Source organism: Terrimonas sp., from assembly GCF_003075435.1.
Taxonomy (GTDB): domain Bacteria; phylum Bacteroidota; class Bacteroidia; order Chitinophagales; family Chitinophagaceae; genus Agriterribacter.
Genome location: NZ_QCZJ01000007.1, coordinates 12,795 through 31,787, shown reverse-complemented (window position 1 = coordinate 31,787; position 18,993 = coordinate 12,795). Strand labels below are relative to the sequence as shown.

Below are 18,993 nucleotides of genomic sequence, written 5' to 3'. Positions count from 1 at the left end.
AAATGGCAAGAGGAACTGGCGTATTGATGCACTATTTTTGAACTGGAACAGATGCATATCCAGAATTCCTGCTGAAACCCCAAATAAATATTTTGAATATCTGAGACCGGTTTTTCTATGCCTGCAATAGAGCGGCACAGCAATATTCTTCACATTTAAAAACAAGAGCAATGGAAAACAAAAATGGAAACCCTGTAGGCTGGTTTGAAATCTATGTGGATGATATGGACAGAGCTACTAAATTTTATGAATCTGTTTTTAAAACAAAGCTGGAGCAGATGTCAGACCCCACCGATCAATCTATGCAAATGAAATCTTTTCCCGGGAACATAGAAGGGTATGGAACGCCTGGCGCACTTGTGAAAATGGAGGGGATGAAAGCCGGTGGCAGTAATGTCATTATATATTTTGCATGCGAAGATTGCTCTGTAGAGCAAGAACGCGTGGTGGCAGCAGGAGGTAAGGTATCCAATCCTAAAATGTCTATAGGTGAATATGGATTTTGTTCTATTGTAGCCGATACAGAGGGGAATACTATCGGGCTGCACTCAATGAAATAAACCTTACGATAATGAAACCTGGTAACCTTGTAGCAACAGTTTTAGTGGGCAGGCCATTGGATATTGTCTGGAAAAATTGGATTACGCCTGAGGATATCAAAAAATGGAATATCCCTTTTAATAACTGGTGCTGCCCGGTGGTAGAGAATGAAGTAAAAGAAGGCGGCAGATTTTTTTTCAGGATGGAAACAAAGGATGGCAGGGAAGGTTTTGATCATAAAGGGAAATATGATGAAGTAATTCCATTGCAGTATATAAAATACACTCAGGATGATGGAAGAAAATCTGTAATAGAATTTCAGCAGATTGATCGGAATACTATTGTGCGGGAAAGCTTTGAGCCTGAAAAATTAGTGCCAGACGAAGTACAGCAGGAATTTTGCCAATCTGTTTTACAGCGGTTTAAAACATATGTAGAAGAAAAGGATGAGATTGCTGAGCAAATAAGTCCGGATGAGCATTGATATCTCCTGCAGCAACAAATTAATGAAGCGGCTAAAGTAGTTTTTTAATATACAAATCAAGGCAATATGGATACCCCTGTATCAAAGCAACTGAATATTGTTGTTCCGGCGTATCGTTGGCATTCTCAAACCTTTTTAAACGTGCTGGATGGCATTTCAGAACAAAATGCCTTTAAAAGAATTGATGAAAAGACCAATCATGTAGTGTGGATGGCCGGCAATTTTGTGAATACCCGGTATAGTTTGGGATGGGTACTTGGTTTGAGAGAGGAAGACCCATACAGCTCGTTATTCTTCCAGGCAAAAGCGCTGGATGAAAATTTAAGTTATCCTTCTTTGCAGCAGTTAAAAGAAAGCTTTCATAAAATTTCTCTGTTAGTATATCAAAAATTGCTGGCTGCAACTGATGAACAACTGGAGAAGAAATTTCCTATAGGCATGGATGTGCTTTTTTTTGAAGAAAATATTTTGAACTTTATAGGAATGAGTATAGGCAGGGCAGACTATTTATGTGGACAGATGGGATTGATGCGCAGGATACTTGGCTATGCGGGAGTGAAATACAATGTGGATGAAGCATTAAATTACTAATGATGCAACTTAGGGAAAGCGGCTATAAAGAAGTTAATGGCATAAACCTGTATTACGAGATATATGGTGAAGGCAAACCTTTGGTATTGATTCATGGTGGAGGAAGTGACCTGCAATTTGATTACAGGGAAGTAATTCAAAGAATGAGCGGTCAATATAAGCTTATCGGAATTGACCTGCAGAATCACGGCAGATCAGAACATCGTGAAGTGCCTGAAACTTTTGAGCAGGATGCAAAAGATATTATAGCGGTGCTGGGTCAACTCGGTATTGACAAAGCGTCATTCTGGGGATTCAGTAATGGAGCTACAACAGTATTACTGATCGCACACCTTTTCCCCGCGAAAGTTGAAAAGATCATTGCTGCCTCAGGAGTTACCAAACGCAATGGAATGATGGATGGCTTTTTTGAAGGGATGGCGCAAGCGACCATTGATCATATGCCTCAATATTTGAAAGATAATTTTCTCAAATTAAATCCTGACCCGCGAAAGCTGCAGCATATGTTTGAGAAAGATCGCCAGCGCATGATTCATTTTAAAGATTGGGACGATAGCATGCTTCGTACTATTCAATCGCCTGTTTTGTTTATTGCAGGAGATAATGATGTGATGAAAGCCAGTCATATTGCAGAGATGCATAGCTTGATCCCTGGTTCAAGGTTGATGATCTTTCCTTCAGGACACGGGAGTTATATGATGGCAAATGAAAATGGAAATGTAGATAAAGCGTTGATTGATTTTACGGTGGCGCAGGTGGAATACTTTTTGAGCAACTGATTTTTTAATTAAATCACCGCATATATGAGAAAGTATCGCATTGAAATCAAATGGGCCATTATTTTTATTATCATGTCACTATTGTGGATGCTGCTCGAAAAGTTGACCGGGCTTCATGATACGCATATTGATAAGCATATGTACCTTACTAACCTGTATGCCATTCCGGCAGTAATAGTAATGGTGCTTGCTTTAAAAGATAAAAAGAGAAATTACTACCAGGGGCAAATGACCTATATGCAGGGATTGATCTCAGGTGTGATCATTTCTGTAGTCATCGCCTTGCTCAGCCCTTTAATGCAATGGGTGATATCTTATGTTATTACGCCGGAATATTTTCCTAATGTAATTGAATATTCCCTGAAAACCGGCTATCATAAAACCAGGGAAGCGGCGGAGGCATATTTCAACTATAAAAATTATGCTGTACAAAGTACCATTGCTTCGCTTGTAATGGGTGTGGTAACAACAGCTATTGCAATGATTTTTATACGAACAAAAAAACAGGTGCCCCTTTTCCAGGGAAACGTTTAACCAGTATATTTTTTACCTAAAAAAATAAAATTATGACAACGCAAGAAGTAGCCGGTAAATTTTATGATTACATGCAGCAGGGAGCTTTCACTAAAATATATACAGAGCTCTATAGTTCTGATGCCACCAGCGAAGAAGCGCCGGGTTCTGATTGGCCAAAAGCCAGCGGTTTGAAAGAAATGGAAGAGAAAGGAAAAAAATGGAATGATATGATCAGCGAAATGCATGGCGGTACAACTGATAAGCCTGTTATTGCAGGTGATTATTTTACCTGTTTCATGACGATGGATTACACAGGCAAAGATGGAAAGCGTGTTAATATGGAGGAGATTGGATTGTATCGGGTTAAAGATGGCAAAATTATTTCTGAACAATTCTTTTATTAATCTCAAATTAATTATCATGCCAAAGTTAAATCCCTACTTAAATTTTGATGGTAAAGCTGAAGAAGCTTTCATGTTTTATAAGTCCGTATTTGGCGGCGAATTTGCGGGCGGTATTCATAAAATGGGTGACGCTCCGGGCTGTGAAAATCTGCCTGCCGACGAAAAAAACCGTGTGATGCATATTGCGCTGCCGGTTGGCGATGATCTTTTGATGGCCTCTGATATTGTTCCTTCAATGGGGCATAAACTTATTGAGGGCAATAATAATTATGTTTCCATTTTTCCTGATTCGAGGGAAGAAGCAGACAAACTATTCAAAGGATTGTCAGCGGGTGGAGCAGTAGAGATGCCATTAGCCGATCAGTTCTGGGGTGACTATTATGGAAGTTTTACAGATAAATATGGGGTGAAGTGGATGATTAATTATTCGCCCCAAAAATAGAGAAAAGGCAGAGCGATCTGCCTTTAGCCCTTTCTTATTTTCCTTTAGCTGAAGATTTTGTTTCAGTTTTTTTTCTTCCGGAATCTTTAAGTGCCTTGTCTATAAGCCATTCTATCTGCCCGTTTACGCTTCTGAATTCATCAGCAGCCCATTTTTCAAGTGCTTTATACACTTCGTCATCAATGCGTAATACAAAATTTTTTTTACCCTTCACTGGTATGGATTTTAATTAGAAGAATACCGGTATACCTCAGCATAATTTTTGCCGAGGATATTCGTCACAGTATTAATTTTTTGTGAACCCAGGAAAAACATTTTTCCATTATCAAGTGTTACTCTGAATCCTTTGTTGCCTCCCGTATTATGTACTGCTCCAAACCCTTTCCGTTTATGATATCCATATTTCAAATAGGGATATTTTAATACCTGGATTTCCCTGATACTTGTTTTACTCAGAAACCTGTATTTGCCAAACCAGGGAACCCAGCGGTAATATATGCCTTCGGTAGTTAATATGGTTTCCAGCCTGGTAAAATAAAAACATCCCAGGTTTATGAGGTTAATACCCAAAATGAGAGGTATTGTCCAAACAGGAGCAGGTGTTTGCTGCGATGCTGTAGTAATACTTGTAATCACAACAGGCGTTAATGAAAATAAAGCAGAGGAAATAAGCAATACCCATAGCCAGGTTTGCCTGAAATATTGCGTTTCCCTGAACAGTATTTCACCAGATGGTTGATTAACCCGCATGTTTATTGATATAAAGTTCCTGTATTCAAAATAGGTGTTGCAGCTTTTTCACCACACAATACAACCATCAGGTTGCTGACCATGGCTGCTTTCTTTTCTTCATCAAGATTTACAATATCTTTTTTTGAAAGCAGTTCCAATGCCATTTCAACCATACCTACGGCACCTTCCACAATTTTTGACCTGGCCGCAACAATTGCTGTGGCCTGTTGTCTTTGCAGCATAGCTCCGGCTATTTCAGCGGCATAGGCCAGGTGACTGATCCTTGCTTCTTTCACAAGTATACCTGCGGGAGAAAGCCTCTCGTTTAATTCCTGTTCAAGTATTTCGTTTACTTTATTACCGCCGTCACGCAGGGTGATTGTTGCAGTTTCATCCTCAAACTGGTCGTAGGGAAAGCTGGTTGCCAAATGTCTTACCGCGGCTTCACTCTGCACTTTTACGTAGTGATTATAATCTTCCACATCAAATGCTGCACGGTAAGTATTATTTACCTGCCAAACTATTACCGCTGCAATTTCAATGGGGTTACCCAATTTATCATTCACTTTAAGCTTTGAACTTTCCAGGTTTTCTGAGCGTAGCGATATTTTCTGTTTTTTGAAAAGAGGGTTTACAAACAATAACCCATTTTCTTTAACCGTGCCAACATATTTACCAAAAAAGGTAAGCACATTGGAGTGGTTGGGGCTGACCACTATAACGCCCATGAACAGGAAGATTGAAGCAGTAAATGAAAGTATTGCAAGGAAAACAACGACTCCTGAACCATTTGTTACTCCATAAAAAAACAGGAAACCAGCTAAAAATAGCAATATGATTGCTGATAATAAAGCAAGATAACCTGATACGGGGCGAATGATCTTTTCCATAAATAATTATTTAAAATGATATCAAAATGATATCAAATATAGAAAATGATTTTCAATTCCGGAAATGATTTTTTAAAAATGTTATGAGAGGTTGATGGTGAGAAATCGACCTGTAACGGGTGTGTTTCAATTTTTCGCATGTAAATGCTACTGTTACGGCAGATGCCTCATACCTCGGCATGAAAGGCGGTTGAATATATGCTGAACAATAGTGCAAATGCTGAACGATTGTTCTACTGCTGAACATACCCCTGCAGTTTGTCATGCCGAGGTATGAGGCATCTGCATATGATAGTCCAACACGCGAAAATTTGAAATGTGCCCCCTGTAACTTACAACCTGCAACTTTTTATACTTGCAAATGAGTAATTATTTTTTTATTTTAACACGATGTCTGGTAAACTATCTTAGTACTCCTGGTAAACTTTTAACCTGCACTACTTACTCCTTTCTTTTGGAAACCTGTATTTCTTCATTTAAATTAATAGTTATGCCACTGTTCGATTTTCATGTGCATCCCACATTAAAGAGCATGTTTTCGGAAGAAGAAACTAAAACAAGCCCATGGGTTAATATTGATGTAACAAAAATTCATTGGTTACTTCGTTGGTGTACAGAGTTTCCGTATATATTAGGTTCGCAGGCAAACCTGGTTCAATTAAGTGCTGACGGGCCTGATATTATTTGTGTAGCCATTTTTGTTCCTGAGCGGGGTATGACGAATAACAAGCTTATTTTAAAGCAGGCAGAAGGATCCCTGCAAACCTATCTTAATCCCTCCCGCTTAAAAAAAATTAACGACGAAACATTTAAACCTTATCCTGACCTTGTACAGGAAGATATACAAGTGTTATTAAATGCAGAGCGCTTCGGGATCACCGATAAGAAAGTAAAAGTGCTTTCAACACAAACGCCTTATGACCCAGAGGATAAATCTTCAATTTATATAATATTCAGTGTGGAAGGGTGTCATTCACTGTCCTCCACATTGGATAAGCATAAAATAACAAAAGATGAGATTATTCATAACCTGGATGAGATTGCGGATAAATACCCGCTTGTTTCCGTTAACGTAACGCATCTTGAGCAATATCCTTTCTGCAATCATGCTTACGGCATACAGTTTATTGCCAATGAAGATTTCAGGCCTACCGGTAATCGTATTGCTGAAGAGGGTTTAGCGATTATACGGCACTGTTATGAACGAAAGATAATGATAGATGTAAAACATCTTAGTCTTGCATCAAGAAGAATGCTGGTAGAAGACATAAGAAACCGTCCGGACTTTTTACCAATCAATCAGCCTTTGATCTGTACACACGCCGGGTTTACTGGTTTGTCGTATAAGGATATTCCTGACTATATGATGGATTTTAAAAAAGAAAGAGGAAAGGAATATAGCTATATACTTTGGGCTAAGCGGAAAATATATAATACGCTCAATGGATTAATGACGGCATTTAATCCCAGCAGTATTAATTTGTATGATGAGGATATAATGGCAATAGTCCGGTCTGGTGGTATGATAGGATTAAATCTTGATAAAAGAATTTTAGGATATACGGAAGGTGATAGCCGTCCTGCAGCTATGAATGAGTTTGCTTTTGAGGAAGAATATATTTCCAATGCTGAGAAAGACGTTTATCTTTCTAAGAGAAAAATTGGAACAAAGGTGGATGATTTTAATTGTATTACTATGCAGGATGTGCTGGAAGGGGGGGACGTTAACCCGGCTTTGGCTGATTATCATCTCTGCCATTTTATGTCGCATGTGTTGCATTTCATAAGGGTTGTTCAGGCTGCAGGCGATTACGATATTCAGCAGGCGCTTTCCCAGCTTTGCATCGGCTCTGATTTTGACGGGTTGATCAACCCGGTAAGATGCTGTATGACAGTGACGGATATCAATACATTGAAAAAGTCTTTCAGGAATAAATTCATACCATATGCCCGTGCTAACAAAGAGCTGGTATCACTTCCCCGGGACTTTGACATTGAAAGATTCACGGAGCAACTTTTTTTTGAGAACGGGAAAGATTTTATTTTGGGTAGATTACAGGCTTTGTGTTTATAATTTATTAACCTGAAACTATAATATTTGTATATTGATTACTTTATTTTAATGATGTAACTATGAAATATTTAATCCGTAGACCCCTTATGCTTTTATTGCCGGTTGTTTTATTCTTTTCCTGCCAGAAAACTTTAGACGAGCCTGATCCTGTTGTGCCAGATCCTGACCCTGATCCGGTTGTTGATTCGCCCGGCAAGTTCATTCCTGTAAAATTTATTATACAGAGCGATGGGAAAGAACACTATGATTCTTTGGTATATGATGCTGAAAATCGTCTTATTGCCGAATGGTTTCTGGATCCGGATGGTTCAGGCAAGATTGTTTATACTTATAAAAATGGTCAGCCGGCTTCCATGGAATACTATACACTTTTCCCGGAAAAGTTGTATGAAAAATCTACGTATAGTGATAAAGTAAATAATAGTGTAACAGAAACATATACTTATTTTGATGAGCAGGATGGCACGGCTTTAACTACAACCCGAACATACCTGTATAATGAAAAAGGACAATTGTATAAAGGACTGTTGAAAGACGGAACTGTTTTTGAAGAACTTGGTTGGGATGAAAAAGGCCGCCTGAATACAATGTGGTATAAAGAAAGCGCTGATTTGAGTTTCCAGTTTAAGTATGATGATAAAAAGGGTATATTCTCTTCTGTAAACGCTCCGTTTTTCTTTGATGCTTTTCTTTCCACTACCATTGCAAATTTTAATATTAATAATCTTACAGAAACTGCAGTAACATATAAAAATAGCGAAGGACAAACTATGGTAGAAAAAACCACTTATTCATATACTTATAACGATGCCGGATACCCGGTTACGCTTAGTCAGGCAGATCAATTTGGTGTGCTTTCAGCGCAGATAGAATACAAGGAGATTAAATAAAGAACAGCTTTGAACGGGATTATATAATGGCTGTTATGTAATGCCTGCAGCCTATAAGCGTTAACATTATGCATTTATCAACGATTGCAGAAAAAGAGAAGATTTAAGCGCTGTTACCTCCATAGAAAAAAAATAATCGGCGCCTAACATAATACTTTTGGAATCGGGTTGTACAGGTTGAAGTTTTTTGATGATATCTCTTTCAATTTCTATTTCCCAATGCTGTGTGCTGTTTACAAAATAGTAGCGTGCCTTTTCGGTAAGAATAATTTTACCGGCATATATTCTCAGATCACCTCCTGAGCCAATATTGGAAATTACCATGGCTATTTTTTTTCTGCATATGGATTGAAATTCATACATGATACAGGTTTTGGCTGCCGTGTGAAAAGTGTTTGTATTAAACTCTGCACTAAAAAAATGCCAGCTGTATAATTTGCTATTAATCAGTATAGTAATGGAAGATTCAGTACCCGTACCGTTCGTTTTTGATACAGTATATGTTCAAAAGTGTACATTCTATATTGTGCTTAAATCTATAGCAGGGGTTTACTAAAGCCCTTGTAAATAAGTATCAATATATGCAACTCTTTGTATGAGCCAGTTTTTAAGTTTGCCTGCATCATTCATAAAAGAACCATCCCCGGTTTTCCATTTTTTATAATCTTCATTCTTTGCAGATTCAATTTGTGTGGCATAATCTTCTACGAATTTAATAAGCGTGTTGAAGGAGTTTAATTTATAGTCAGCCCATTGTTGTTTTAACAGCACTACAAATTCAGGATCTTTTAAAAACCTGGTAAAAAATTTTGTTCCGCTTGATAGAGGATTGTTTGATGTCCAGAATAATGGCCTGGAAGCAGAATAAAAATAGGAGCCGCCCTCATATGCATAAGCCCAGTCAAAATCCCATATTGGCCCCATAACGAATTTGCCCGCAACTGTTTTATGCATATAGGTGCTTTTGGGGTGATTAGGTTCTTCATTGTCGGTTAACAAATACACTATCAGGAAACCGGCAACAGAACTGATGTCTATGTGATCTTTATAAGTGTTGTTGGGAAATGCGGCGTCATTTAATAAGGCTTCCATTGCGTTAAACTGTAATGCAACAGGATCAACATCGCTGTTGTTGCTAAGATCAGGCGCTTTGATCATTACCGGCAGGGAATAATATTGTGAACGAAATTTATACGCTTCGTCAAAATATTTATCAAGCTCTAAAAGCAAACCATCATCACCTATTGCAACCCGGTCTGAACCAACTTCTACCTGTTCGGTAAAATTGTATGAGCCAATATAGCTGCCATTAAGCGTAACATTAACAGGTATAATGTGATTGGTATATGGTATATTCAATTGCCGGCCAATTTTCATTGCTACTGCATTCAGCATTAATGTTGGATCAAGATAATTGGCCAGCAGCACCCAGTCTCTTTCTGACGAAAGCCCGAACAGGGAAGCTTTTGATGCCAGCTTTATACGATAAGGCTTTTTGGGCATTGACCATGTAGAATTGCCTCTGCCCTTTATCTGCGTAGCGCCACTATAATTTTCGTACTTCCCTTTTCCATCAATGGCAATAGTTGCATTTACATAGTTTTCCTTTGAAGTTATAGCTCCTCCATTTTCTGTATTGATGTAAATATGCGGAAGGCTGTCTAGTTGCCAGTTTACTTTGGCATAGTAATTTTTTTGCACTCCATTGGCAGATTTCAGCTTATAGGTAACCACACCGGAGAAATCGTTTTCAGTTGATCCGCTTTCCTGCTCCTGCTGTGCAACCACTATACTTACCGCATCAGTAGTAAAGGTTGCTTTCAGTTTTTTTGAAAATACATTGACGGATGTACCAATGATGGAATCGCCTTTTATGTTGAAGGTTATATCTGTAGCAAGCGCTTCATTATTTTTCTTTTCAATAGTGAATTGCTGTATGATGGGTTGTGCATTGTCAATCGGTTCCTGGCTTTTTTTGCAGGCATTTACAATTAGTGCGCAGCATGCAATCGTATAAATAGTATGCTTCCTGAAATGTATCATGTGACTCTTGAATATGATATAGGTGAAGGTAAGGAATGAGCATCACTTGTGAGCAGGCGCATAGTAAGTTAGAAAGCAGTGGCACCTGCAAAACAAGGGATATACCTATAAGTTTCGGTGACAGAATTTAGCCGCAGGGTTTCCTGTCTTCAAAAGATTCCAAAAATCAATACTTATTATTAACGCCTGTATAATTATGCGGCGTAATAGATTTTAATGTTTTCTTTAAGGCCGCTGATACTTTCAGCGTATCAATAAACCTGTGCATTGTTTTTTGATTGATACCTTCAGCACCGCGGGTCAGCTCTTTTAGTGCCTCGTATGGATTGGGATAGTTTTCTCTTCTTAAAATAGTTTGTATAGCTTCAGCTACTACTGCCCAGTTATCATCGAGGTCTTGTTTAAATTGAGCTTCGTTCAGTAATAATTTTCCTAATCCTTTGCCGATGGATTTTAACGCGAGTATTGTATGTGCAAATGGCACACCTATATTTCTTAAAACAGTTGAATCAGTGAGGTCGCGTTGCAATCTTGAGATGGGTAATTTGGCCGAAAGATGCTCAAGCAGGGCGTTGGCGATACCAAAATTTCCTTCAGCGTTTTCAAAATCAATGGGGTTTACTTTATGCGGCATGGCAGATGAACCCACTTCACCCTTCTTTACTTTCTGCTTAAAGTATTCCATTGAAACATATGTCCATATATCGCGGCAAAAATCGATGAGTATATTGTTTATTCTTTTAATGCCGTCAAAATGAGCGGCGAGGTTATCGTAATGCTCAATTTGTGTGGTGAATTGCTGACGCTGCAGGCCGAGCACATTATTGCAGAAATTATTGGCGAATGCTATCCAGTCTGTTTTAGGATAGGCAACATGGTGCGCATTAAAGTTGCCGGTGGCGCCACCGAATTTGCAGGAATAGGGAATGGTTTGCAGTAACTGCAACTGCTGGTCGAGCCTTTCTGCAAATACCATAATTTCCTTACCCAAACGGGTAGGCGAAGCCGGTTGTCCGTGCGTATGCGCCAGCATTGGAATGTCTTTCCAGTCGGTTGCCAATTTTTTTAATTGCAGTATAAGGTTGGCAATAGCCGGGTAATATTCGTTTTCCAGCGATTCTTTCCATAATAGCGGAATAGAGGTGTTATTTATATCCTGCGAGGTTAATCCGAAATGTACCCATTCTTTTATAGCAGAGAGATGGAGTGTGTCAAGCTGTTTTTTAATGTAGTACTCAACGGCTTTTACATCGTGGTTGGTGGTTTTTTCAATTTCCTTTATTTCTGCGGCTTTTTCGGGAGTAAAACCGGTATAAATAGCTTTTAATGATTTAACCTGCGGGGTTTTCAGCGCAAAGAACTTTTTATCAGCAAGCGCTATAAAATATTCAATCTCAATTAAAATCCTATACCGGATTAATGCATATTCTGAAAAATACTGGTCTAAATGCTGAACCTGGTTTCTATATCTTCCATCAACAGGGGAAATAGCGGTAAGTGCTGATAAATCCATACAATAAATATTGAATAATAATAAACGGTTGCCCTACTTTTGCGGGCAAACCTACACGAAAAAGTTGAATTTAGTGGAGGAGTGTGCGTAACACACGATTGCCTGTGTAAACAGTAGAGATAATGCAAAGAAAAATACGCCTTGGTGTAATCAATTACCTTAATGTAAAGCCTTTGTTGTACGGAATACAACATTCGCCTGTTATAAATGATATAGAGATAATAGAAACTTTTCCGGCTAAGCTTGCGCAAATGCTGGTAATGGATGAAGTGGACGCGGGAATTGTGCCTGTAGCTATAATTCCGCATCTTAAAGAGCATCATATCGTATCTGATTATTGTATAGGCTGCGATGGTCCGGTGGCTACCGTTTGCCTTTTTAGTGAAGTGCCTGTAAACAGGATACAAAAAGTATTGCTCGATTATCAATCCCGCACATCGGTTATGCTCGCTAAAATTTTGCTGAAGCGGTACTGGAATATCGAACCGGAATTTGAAGATGCAAAAGGAGAGGAGTACCGCCATCGTATTACAGGTACTACCGCAGGACTGGTGATTGGCGACCGGGCTTTTGAGCAACGCAGGCAATCAACGTATATATATGATTTGGGCGAAGCATGGAAGGATTATACCGGTTTAGGTTTTGTTTTTGCCGCATGGATTGCCAATAAAGCACTGCCGCCCGGTTTTGTTGCCGATTTTAATGCTGCTAATGCGCTGGGGCTCGAAAATATTGAGCAGATCGTTAGGGATAGCGCTTTCAATCTTTTTGACCTGCACCAGTATTATAAATACAACATTAATTATGTGATGGATGAACGGAAAAAAGCGGGATTGGAAGAGTTTTTGTTTCAGCTTAAGCAGATGGTATTGCCGGAGGATATTAATGTATAACATACTTTTTCTGACAAAAATTACTGTTGTTGATATGGCATATATATGCATGGGAAATTAATGGTAAGAGATAGAGGTGCTTATTTATTACCTTGCCTTTCACGATTAACTCAATACTATTAGCTGTTGTAGAAAATATATATACTTATAATATTATGGAATGGATAACCAACCCGGAAGCGTGGATATCTCTTTTAACACTTACGGTTTTAGAAATTGTTTTAGGGATAGATAATATTGTTTTTATTTCTATTCTTTCCGGCAAGTTGCCGAAGGAAAAGCAAAAAAGTGCCAGGCGGTGGGGACTGGGGCTTGCAATGATTACGCGCATATTACTGTTGCTTTCCATAAGTTGGATTATGACGCTGGTTGCACCGCTATTTAATATAGGCGAGTGGATTGGTATACATGAAGGCGAATGGCATGAGAAGTTGGCCATATCCGGGCGAGATATTATTTTAATTGTAGGTGGTTTGTTCCTGATTTATAAAAGCACTACTGAAATTCATGAAAAGCTGGAAGGAAACGAAGAAGAAGAAATTAAAGCCCGAAGGTCAACAACATTTGGCCGGGTTATTATTGAAATATTATTGCTGGATGTTGTGTTTTCTCTTGATTCAGTAATTACGGCTGTTGGTATGGCAGATCATATAGAGATCATGATAGCAGCGGTGGTTATTGCTGTGTTTATTATGCTGGCTTCTTCTGAAGCGATAAGTACGTTTGTAAATACGCATCCCACGGTAAAAATGTTGGCGCTATCTTTCCTTTTGCTGATAGGCGTTTCATTAATTGCGGAAGGTTTGGAGCAGCATATTCCCAAAGGCTACATATACTTTGCTATGGCGTTTTCTGTTTTTGTGGAAATGCTGAATTTACGGGCAGGGAAGAAGGGAAAGTGAGCTATCGGCAGTCAGCTATCAACCTGCAACTTCCTTACCCCTTTAAACATAATTTGCATTTTAAAGAAACACCCATTACCTTTGCACCTCTTTTTAACAGCACGGCAAAATCCGTGCGACCTTAAAACATTGATAATCATGAAGCAAGGTATCCATCCGCAAAGCTACAAGTTTGTAGTTTTCAAAGACATGAGTAACGGTACTACCTTTTTAACCCGTTCTACAGCGCATTCTAAAGAAACGATCAAGTGGGAAGACGGAAATGAGTATCCGCTGATCAAACTGGAAATTTCAAGCACTTCTCATCCGTTCTTTACCGGTCAGAAGATGTTGGTTGATACAGCAGGTCGTATTGATAAGTTCAATAAGAAATACGCCAAGAAATAATTTCTTTTCTGTTAGATTATTTGAAATCCCCGGCAACCTGCCGGGGATTTTTATTTTATATTATACCCGTTCAGATATAATTGAAGTTTGTTTAACTTACCGCCCTTATCCACTGAATCAGGTGAAAGATCAAAAAAAAATTGCCGTAATAGGAGCAGGTTTTGCAGGACTTAGTGCCGCCACCTGCCTTGCTGAAAAGGGTTTTGCTGTAACTATTTTTGAAAAGAATGATCAAACCGGCGGGAGAGCAAGAATATTGCGGGAGCAGGGATTTACATTTGATATGGGACCAAGCTGGTACTGGATGCCGGATGTGATTGAAAAATATTTCAACCGCTTTAAAAAAACGACCGCAGACTATTTTCATTTATCCCGGCTCGATCCATCTTACCAGGTGATTGTAGAAAATAATGAGGCGATCCGGATTCCTGCATCACTGCATTTACTCAAGCAAATTTTTGAAAGCATAGAAAAAGGCAGCGCCGCTAAACTCGAGAAATTTTTAGCGGAAGCAAAGTACAAATATGAAACCGGTATTAATGAGTTTGTTTACAAGCCATCTGTAAGTGTAAAAGAATATACCGACTGGCGGATGTTGAAAGCGCTGTTCCGCCTTGATATGCTCAGTGCTTTTTCTGCTCACATCAGGCAATATTTTAAACATCCGCATATACTGCAGATACTGGAGTTCCCGGTATTGTTTCTCGGTGCAATGCCGTCAAAAACTCCTGCCTTGTATAGTATGATGAACTATGCAGATATCAGCCTGGGCACATGGTATCCGCAAGGCGGTTTTCATAAACTGGTTGAAGCAATGGCTGCTCTTGCTGTTGAAAAAGGGGTAGAGATAAAATTGAATAGCCCTGTAACCGGCATAAAAACAGTAAACGGAAAAGCGATAGGCATTATTACCAGTGAAAAATTTTATGAAACGGATTATCTCATTGGAGCAGCCGACTATCATCATATAGAAGCTAAACTCCTGAAAAAAGCAGAAAGAAGTTACAGTGAAGATTACTGGCAGAAAAAAACGTTCGCGCCTTCCTGTCTGATTTTTTATATAGGCGTGAATAAAAAACTGCCCCGGCTGTTGCATCATAATCTTTTTTTTCAGCAGGATTTTAAGCAGCATGCAAAAGCTATTTATGAAACGAAACAATGGCCGGAAAATCCTTTGTTTTACGTTTGCTGTCCCTCAAAAACAGACCAAACCGTGGCTCCGGCAGGGATGGAAAACCTGTTTATACTTATTCCTGTGGCAACGGGTTTGTCATCTTCCCCGTCTGTTGAAGAAAATTATTTTGATTTTGTGATCAGCCATGTAGAGAAGTTTTGCGGTGAGGCTTTCTCAAAAAACATTATTTTTAAGAAAAGCTATAACGGCGAAGATTTTACAGCAGACTATAACGCGTACCAGGGAAACGCTTATGGGCTTGCAAATACTTTACGGCAAACTGCTTTTATGAAACCGTCTATCCGGAGTAAAAAAATAAAAAATCTTTTTTTTGCAGGGCAATTAACTGTTCCCGGGCCAGGCGTGCCGCCGGCTATTATATCGGGGCAGGTGGTTGCAGATTATATCCTGTCAAAAACCTCATAACTTATGAAAGAATTATTTGATCATGTATCAGCCCGGTGCAGTAAGATCACCACCCGAGAGTACAGTACTTCTTTCTCATTGGGCATTAAACTCCTGGCAAAAAGGTTCAGGCAACCCATATACGCTATTTACGGCTTTGTGCGTTTTGCAGATGAGATTGTGGATTCGTTTCACAATTACGATAAGACCAGTCTTTTAAAAAAGTTCAGCGCAGAAACATACGAAGCCATTGACTCCGGTATCAGTCTTAACCCTATTTTAAATAGTTTTCAGTATGCGGTAAATACATACGCTATCAACAGGGAATTGATCAATACTTTTCTCGATAGTATGGAAATGGATCTGCAGCAACATTTTTATACAAGAATATTATACGAAAAATATATCTATGGTTCCGCGGAGGCTGTTGGGCTAATGTGCCTTAAAGTTTTTTGTGAAGGAGATGAACACTTGTATAATGCCTTAACCCCGCCAGCTATGAAGCTGGGCTCTGCATTTCAGAAAATCAATTTTTTACGGGATATAAAAGCAGATAATGAACAACTGGGCAGGCTGTATTTTCCTGGTGTTGACCTGGCTAATTTTTCTAAAGAAGACAAATGGCAGATAGAGCATGAAATAGAAAAGGAATTAGCTGAAGCCCTGCAGGGAATAAAGCAATTGCCAGCCAGCTCGGGACGCGGTGTATATCTTGCATATCATTATTACCTTGTGCTCTTCAAAAAAATACAAAACCTGCCACCTGTTGAAATATTTTCTAAACGCATACGGGTGAATAATGTAAAAAAAATGGGTTTGTTGTTTAACTGCATGATCAGGCACCAGTTGAATTTGTTGTAATAAAATGTATCCAGGTGAATATATTACTTGCAATAGCTGCTTTTGTTTTTATGGAATGTGTAGCGTGGTTTACGCACAAGTATATTATGCATGGCATATTATGGAAGCTGCATAAAGACCATCACCAAAAAGATGAAGCCGGTTTCTTTGAGAAAAATGATTTTTTCTTTCTGATTTTTGCTATTCCTGCAATGTTGTTATTTATTACAGGCGGATTATTACATCTGTCATCCTTACTATGGATTGCAACAGGTATAACGCTTTACGGAGCTGCATATTTTTTAGTGCACGATGTGTTTATTCACCAGCGGTTCAAATGGTTCAGAAATACAAAAAATCCTTACATGCTTGCCATACGCAGGGCGCATAAAATGCATCATAAGCATCTCAATAAAAATGATGGTGAATGTTTTGGAATGTTGTTTGTGCCGTTTAAGTATTACAGGCTGGCGTGGCAGGCTAAAGGTGAAATGTGAGCATTCAGGTATAAGGAACATAGTCTATCTCCAGAAAATCCTCCACCTCTTTTAACCAATACTGTTGTACAAAGTAAACATGGTCAGGATGATTGTTGTATTGCTGGTACAGGGTTTCATTTTCAAACGCCATTGATATACCGAAATCAAATTTATTTTTAGGGCTTACCTGCTTCAGGCATTCAAAATTTTGTATGCCCGGTATTGATGATAGTGCATTTGCTTTTTCCAGGAATAAGGCTTCTTCCTGAGATCCTTTGTGATGTTTGAGCTTGAAGATAACAGAGTGCCTGATCATTAATAAATGTTTCAAATAAAAGATATCCTGCAATGTAATTATTTTTTTGTTGAAGATACCTCGTTGTAAGAAATGGTGAGCGCATCTTTCAACATGGCTGTTTTTACAGTCTTAAGGTTGATCATCGTCCATCCCTGTTTGCCCCATTTGTTAGGCACAGGATATAGTACCGCCGGATCAAAAGCACAAAAAACCGATTGTTCCTTTTCTGATAGTTTTATAACTGCGGTTTTTTGTTCTTCTGCTAATGTGGCGAATATTTTTTTGTTTACCCTGAATGAAGTTTTTTCAAAATGAGGTTGCTCTGTTACTGAAGGAAATGTCATGCATATTTTCCGGAAGTTATCAATACTAACCATCGCCGCAAATTTGGTTGAACTAAATTAAGCTATTTATCCGCACTAATCCGCCATATAGTATCCATAGTATCATCCGTAAGCAGCATTGAGCCGTCGTATAAAACGGTTAACCCCACAGGTCTTCCCCTTACTTCATCTTTTTCCGGATCAACAATAAAACCTGTTAGAAAATCTTCCGGTTTACCTGCAGGTATGCCGTTTTTAAATGGAACAAACACTACCTTATACCCGGCCAGTTTTGACTTATTCCACGAGCCGTGTTGCGCCACAAATGCACCACCCCGGTATTTAGCCGGAAAGCTTTTGCCTGTATAAAATACTAAACCTAATGAGGCAGTATGCGATCCCAGCGATATATCTGGTATGATGGCTGTATTGACGAGTGCCGTATCCTGCTCTTCCTTTTTTATTCTCGGATCAAAATGCTGCCCATAATAACTATAAGGCCATCCGTAAAACCCATCACGCTGCACGGAAGTGAGGTAATCAGGCACAAGCTCATCACCCAGTTCATCACGCTCGTTTACCGAAGTCCATAATGCGTTGGTGCCCGGCGCCCAGTCCATGCCAACAGGGTTTCTTAAACCACTGGCGTATATTTTTAAATCACTGCCATCAGGATTGATTTCCCAGATTCTTGCCCTGTCTCTTTCTTCTGCCAATCCGTTTTCGGCTACATTACTTCCTGAGCCTATGGCAATATAAATTTTCGTTCCTTTTTTGTTAGCTATAATATTTCTTGTCCAGTGCCGGTTGTGTTTACCTGCAGGCAGATCAATGATCTTTTTGCCTTCCCCGGTAATTGTTGTTTGCCCTTTTTTATAAGGAAACATCCATACTGCATCAGTATTAGCCACGTAGAATTTATTTTTCAACAGCAGCATACCTAGCGGCAGGTTCAGACCTTCTAAAAATATTGTGCGTATATCCGGTTTGCCATCTTTATCCGTATCACGTAGCAAGGTGATGCGGTTGGCGCTTTTGCGCATATCATTAGATTTATTAGCGCCGATAATAGCTGCGCCGACCTTTTCAAAAAATCCATGCGGTGTATTAGCTTCAGCCACCAACACATCTCCATTAGGAAGTACATACATCCAGCGTGGATTTTTAAAATCATCTGCATATTTTGTTACGATGAAACCTTCCGGCGCCACAGGGGTTTCCCCTTCTTTCCATCCTAAAACATTACTGAAATTCATGGTAGATTTTGTAGCATAGGGTGGGGGAAGCGTATCTGTTTGCGCTATACCTGTTTTGATGAATAATAAAAAAAGCACAGCGATATATATGGTGTGGTTTTGTTTCATACTATCAAACCGTTTTGTGGAGATATTGAT

Annotated in this window: 24 protein-coding genes; 15 read left to right on the top strand and 9 right to left on the bottom strand. The window is 39.1% G+C overall.

The window, feature by feature from the left end:
• The first annotated feature begins 170 nt into the window (after nucleotides 1-170).
• From DC498_RS09520 to DC498_RS09490, 7 genes are all read left to right on the top strand, one after another.
• A complete protein-coding gene (locus DC498_RS09520; RefSeq protein ID WP_116873921.1) occupies nucleotides 171-560 on the top strand; it encodes a VOC family protein in 390 nt (129 codons plus the stop codon).
• 11 nt (nucleotides 561-571) lie between these two features.
• Nucleotides 572-1,024, top strand: coding sequence for an SRPBCC domain-containing protein (locus tag DC498_RS09515; RefSeq protein ID WP_116873920.1), 453 nt, complete (start codon nucleotides 572-574; stop codon nucleotides 1,022-1,024).
• 66 nt (nucleotides 1,025-1,090) lie between these two features.
• Nucleotides 1,091-1,615, top strand: coding sequence for a DinB family protein (locus DC498_RS09510; protein WP_116873919.1), 525 nt, complete (start codon nucleotides 1,091-1,093; stop codon nucleotides 1,613-1,615).
• Nucleotides 1,616-1,617: 2 nt separating this feature from the next.
• Nucleotides 1,618-2,394, top strand: a complete 777-nt coding sequence (locus DC498_RS09505) for an alpha/beta fold hydrolase (protein ID WP_116874088.1) — start codon at nucleotides 1,618-1,620, stop codon at nucleotides 2,392-2,394.
• A gap of 24 nt (nucleotides 2,395-2,418) precedes the next feature.
• Nucleotides 2,419-2,928 carry a DUF4199 domain-containing protein gene (locus DC498_RS09500; protein WP_116873918.1) on the top strand — a complete coding sequence of 170 codons (510 nt, stop codon included), beginning with the start codon at nucleotides 2,419-2,421 and terminating at the stop codon, nucleotides 2,926-2,928.
• A gap of 32 nt (nucleotides 2,929-2,960) precedes the next feature.
• Nucleotides 2,961-3,314, top strand: a complete 354-nt coding sequence (locus tag DC498_RS09495; RefSeq protein WP_116873917.1) for a nuclear transport factor 2 family protein — start codon at nucleotides 2,961-2,963, stop codon at nucleotides 3,312-3,314.
• A 16-nt stretch (nucleotides 3,315-3,330) separates the two neighbouring features.
• Nucleotides 3,331-3,756 (top strand): VOC family protein, encoded by a 426-nt coding sequence (locus DC498_RS09490; protein WP_116874087.1) that lies wholly within the window; start codon nucleotides 3,331-3,333, stop codon nucleotides 3,754-3,756.
• A gap of 34 nt (nucleotides 3,757-3,790) precedes the next feature.
• Here the strand turns inward: DC498_RS09490 and DC498_RS09485 are convergent, their stop codons facing one another.
• From DC498_RS09485 to DC498_RS09475, 3 genes are read right to left on the bottom strand one after another with little or no spacing between them, the layout of a single operon-like run.
• Entirely contained in the window at nucleotides 3,791-3,970 is a 180-nt protein-coding gene (locus tag DC498_RS09485) for a ribbon-helix-helix domain-containing protein (RefSeq protein WP_116873916.1), read from the bottom strand.
• 11 nt (nucleotides 3,971-3,981) lie between these two features.
• Nucleotides 3,982-4,506, bottom strand: a complete 525-nt coding sequence (locus DC498_RS09480) for a hypothetical protein (protein ID WP_116873915.1) — start codon at nucleotides 4,504-4,506, stop codon at nucleotides 3,982-3,984.
• A 2-nt stretch (nucleotides 4,507-4,508) separates the two neighbouring features.
• Nucleotides 4,509-5,378, bottom strand: coding sequence for an SPFH domain-containing protein (locus DC498_RS09475; protein WP_116873914.1), 870 nt, complete (start codon nucleotides 5,376-5,378; stop codon nucleotides 4,509-4,511).
• Between the two features lie 490 nt (nucleotides 5,379-5,868).
• Here DC498_RS09475 and DC498_RS09470 point away from each other — a divergent pair, with 490 nt between their 5' ends.
• Both DC498_RS09470 and DC498_RS09465 read left to right on the top strand, forming a co-directional pair.
• Nucleotides 5,869-7,452 (top strand): hypothetical protein, encoded by a 1,584-nt coding sequence (locus DC498_RS09470; protein ID WP_133176808.1) that lies wholly within the window; start codon nucleotides 5,869-5,871, stop codon nucleotides 7,450-7,452.
• A 59-nt stretch (nucleotides 7,453-7,511) separates the two neighbouring features.
• Complete coding sequence (locus DC498_RS09465; protein WP_133176807.1) at nucleotides 7,512-8,342, top strand: hypothetical protein; 831 nt, start codon at nucleotides 7,512-7,514, stop codon at nucleotides 8,340-8,342.
• A gap of 66 nt (nucleotides 8,343-8,408) precedes the next feature.
• On the opposite strand, the gene DC498_RS09460 is transcribed toward DC498_RS09465, so the two are convergent.
• The 3 genes from DC498_RS09460 to purB all read right to left on the bottom strand — a co-directional run bounded on the left by DC498_RS09460 (nucleotide 8,409) and on the right by purB (nucleotide 11,898).
• Entirely contained in the window at nucleotides 8,409-8,705 is a 297-nt protein-coding gene (locus DC498_RS09460; RefSeq protein WP_116873911.1) for a hypothetical protein, read from the bottom strand.
• A 189-nt stretch (nucleotides 8,706-8,894) separates the two neighbouring features.
• Nucleotides 8,895-10,385 carry a CotH kinase family protein gene (locus DC498_RS09455; RefSeq protein ID WP_116873910.1) on the bottom strand — a complete coding sequence of 497 codons (1,491 nt, stop codon included), beginning with the start codon at nucleotides 10,383-10,385 and terminating at the stop codon, nucleotides 8,895-8,897.
• Between the two features lie 166 nt (nucleotides 10,386-10,551).
• Complete coding sequence (gene purB / locus DC498_RS09450; protein WP_116873909.1) at nucleotides 10,552-11,898, bottom strand: adenylosuccinate lyase; 1,347 nt, start codon at nucleotides 11,896-11,898, stop codon at nucleotides 10,552-10,554.
• 122 nt (nucleotides 11,899-12,020) lie between these two features.
• Here purB and DC498_RS09445 point away from each other — a divergent pair, with 122 nt between their 5' ends.
• The 6 genes from DC498_RS09445 to DC498_RS09420 all read left to right on the top strand — a co-directional run bounded on the left by DC498_RS09445 (nucleotide 12,021) and on the right by DC498_RS09420 (nucleotide 16,996).
• Nucleotides 12,021-12,791 carry a menaquinone biosynthetic enzyme MqnA/MqnD family protein gene (locus DC498_RS09445; RefSeq protein ID WP_116873908.1) on the top strand — a complete coding sequence of 257 codons (771 nt, stop codon included), beginning with the start codon at nucleotides 12,021-12,023 and terminating at the stop codon, nucleotides 12,789-12,791.
• A gap of 155 nt (nucleotides 12,792-12,946) precedes the next feature.
• Nucleotides 12,947-13,693, top strand: a complete 747-nt coding sequence (locus DC498_RS09440) for a TerC family protein (protein WP_116873907.1) — start codon at nucleotides 12,947-12,949, stop codon at nucleotides 13,691-13,693.
• Between the two features lie 138 nt (nucleotides 13,694-13,831).
• Nucleotides 13,832-14,080 (top strand): type B 50S ribosomal protein L31, encoded by a 249-nt coding sequence (locus tag DC498_RS09435; RefSeq protein ID WP_116873906.1) that lies wholly within the window; start codon nucleotides 13,832-13,834, stop codon nucleotides 14,078-14,080.
• Between the two features lie 121 nt (nucleotides 14,081-14,201).
• Nucleotides 14,202-15,680, top strand: coding sequence for a phytoene desaturase family protein (locus tag DC498_RS09430; RefSeq protein WP_116874086.1), 1,479 nt, complete (start codon nucleotides 14,202-14,204; stop codon nucleotides 15,678-15,680).
• 3 nt (nucleotides 15,681-15,683) lie between these two features.
• Nucleotides 15,684-16,520: a phytoene/squalene synthase family protein gene (locus tag DC498_RS09425; RefSeq protein ID WP_116873905.1), complete on the top strand. Its 837-nt coding sequence runs from the start codon at nucleotides 15,684-15,686 to the stop codon at nucleotides 16,518-16,520.
• A gap of 14 nt (nucleotides 16,521-16,534) precedes the next feature.
• Entirely contained in the window at nucleotides 16,535-16,996 is a 462-nt protein-coding gene (locus tag DC498_RS09420) for a sterol desaturase family protein (RefSeq protein WP_116873904.1), read from the top strand.
• 4 nt (nucleotides 16,997-17,000) lie between these two features.
• Here the strand turns inward: DC498_RS09420 and DC498_RS09415 are convergent, their stop codons facing one another.
• The 3 genes from DC498_RS09415 to DC498_RS09405 form a co-directional block, all read right to left on the bottom strand.
• Nucleotides 17,001-17,294 (bottom strand): Dabb family protein, encoded by a 294-nt coding sequence (locus DC498_RS09415; protein WP_116873903.1) that lies wholly within the window; start codon nucleotides 17,292-17,294, stop codon nucleotides 17,001-17,003.
• 38 nt (nucleotides 17,295-17,332) lie between these two features.
• The gene (locus tag DC498_RS09410) at nucleotides 17,333-17,620 is read right to left on the bottom strand and encodes an MmcQ/YjbR family DNA-binding protein (protein WP_206197574.1); all 288 of its coding nucleotides are present in this window, start codon (nucleotides 17,618-17,620) and stop codon (nucleotides 17,333-17,335) included.
• A 62-nt stretch (nucleotides 17,621-17,682) separates the two neighbouring features.
• Nucleotides 17,683-18,963 carry a PQQ-dependent sugar dehydrogenase gene (locus tag DC498_RS09405; RefSeq protein WP_116873901.1) on the bottom strand — a complete coding sequence of 427 codons (1,281 nt, stop codon included), beginning with the start codon at nucleotides 18,961-18,963 and terminating at the stop codon, nucleotides 17,683-17,685.
• Nucleotides 18,964-18,993 lie beyond the last annotated feature (30 nt).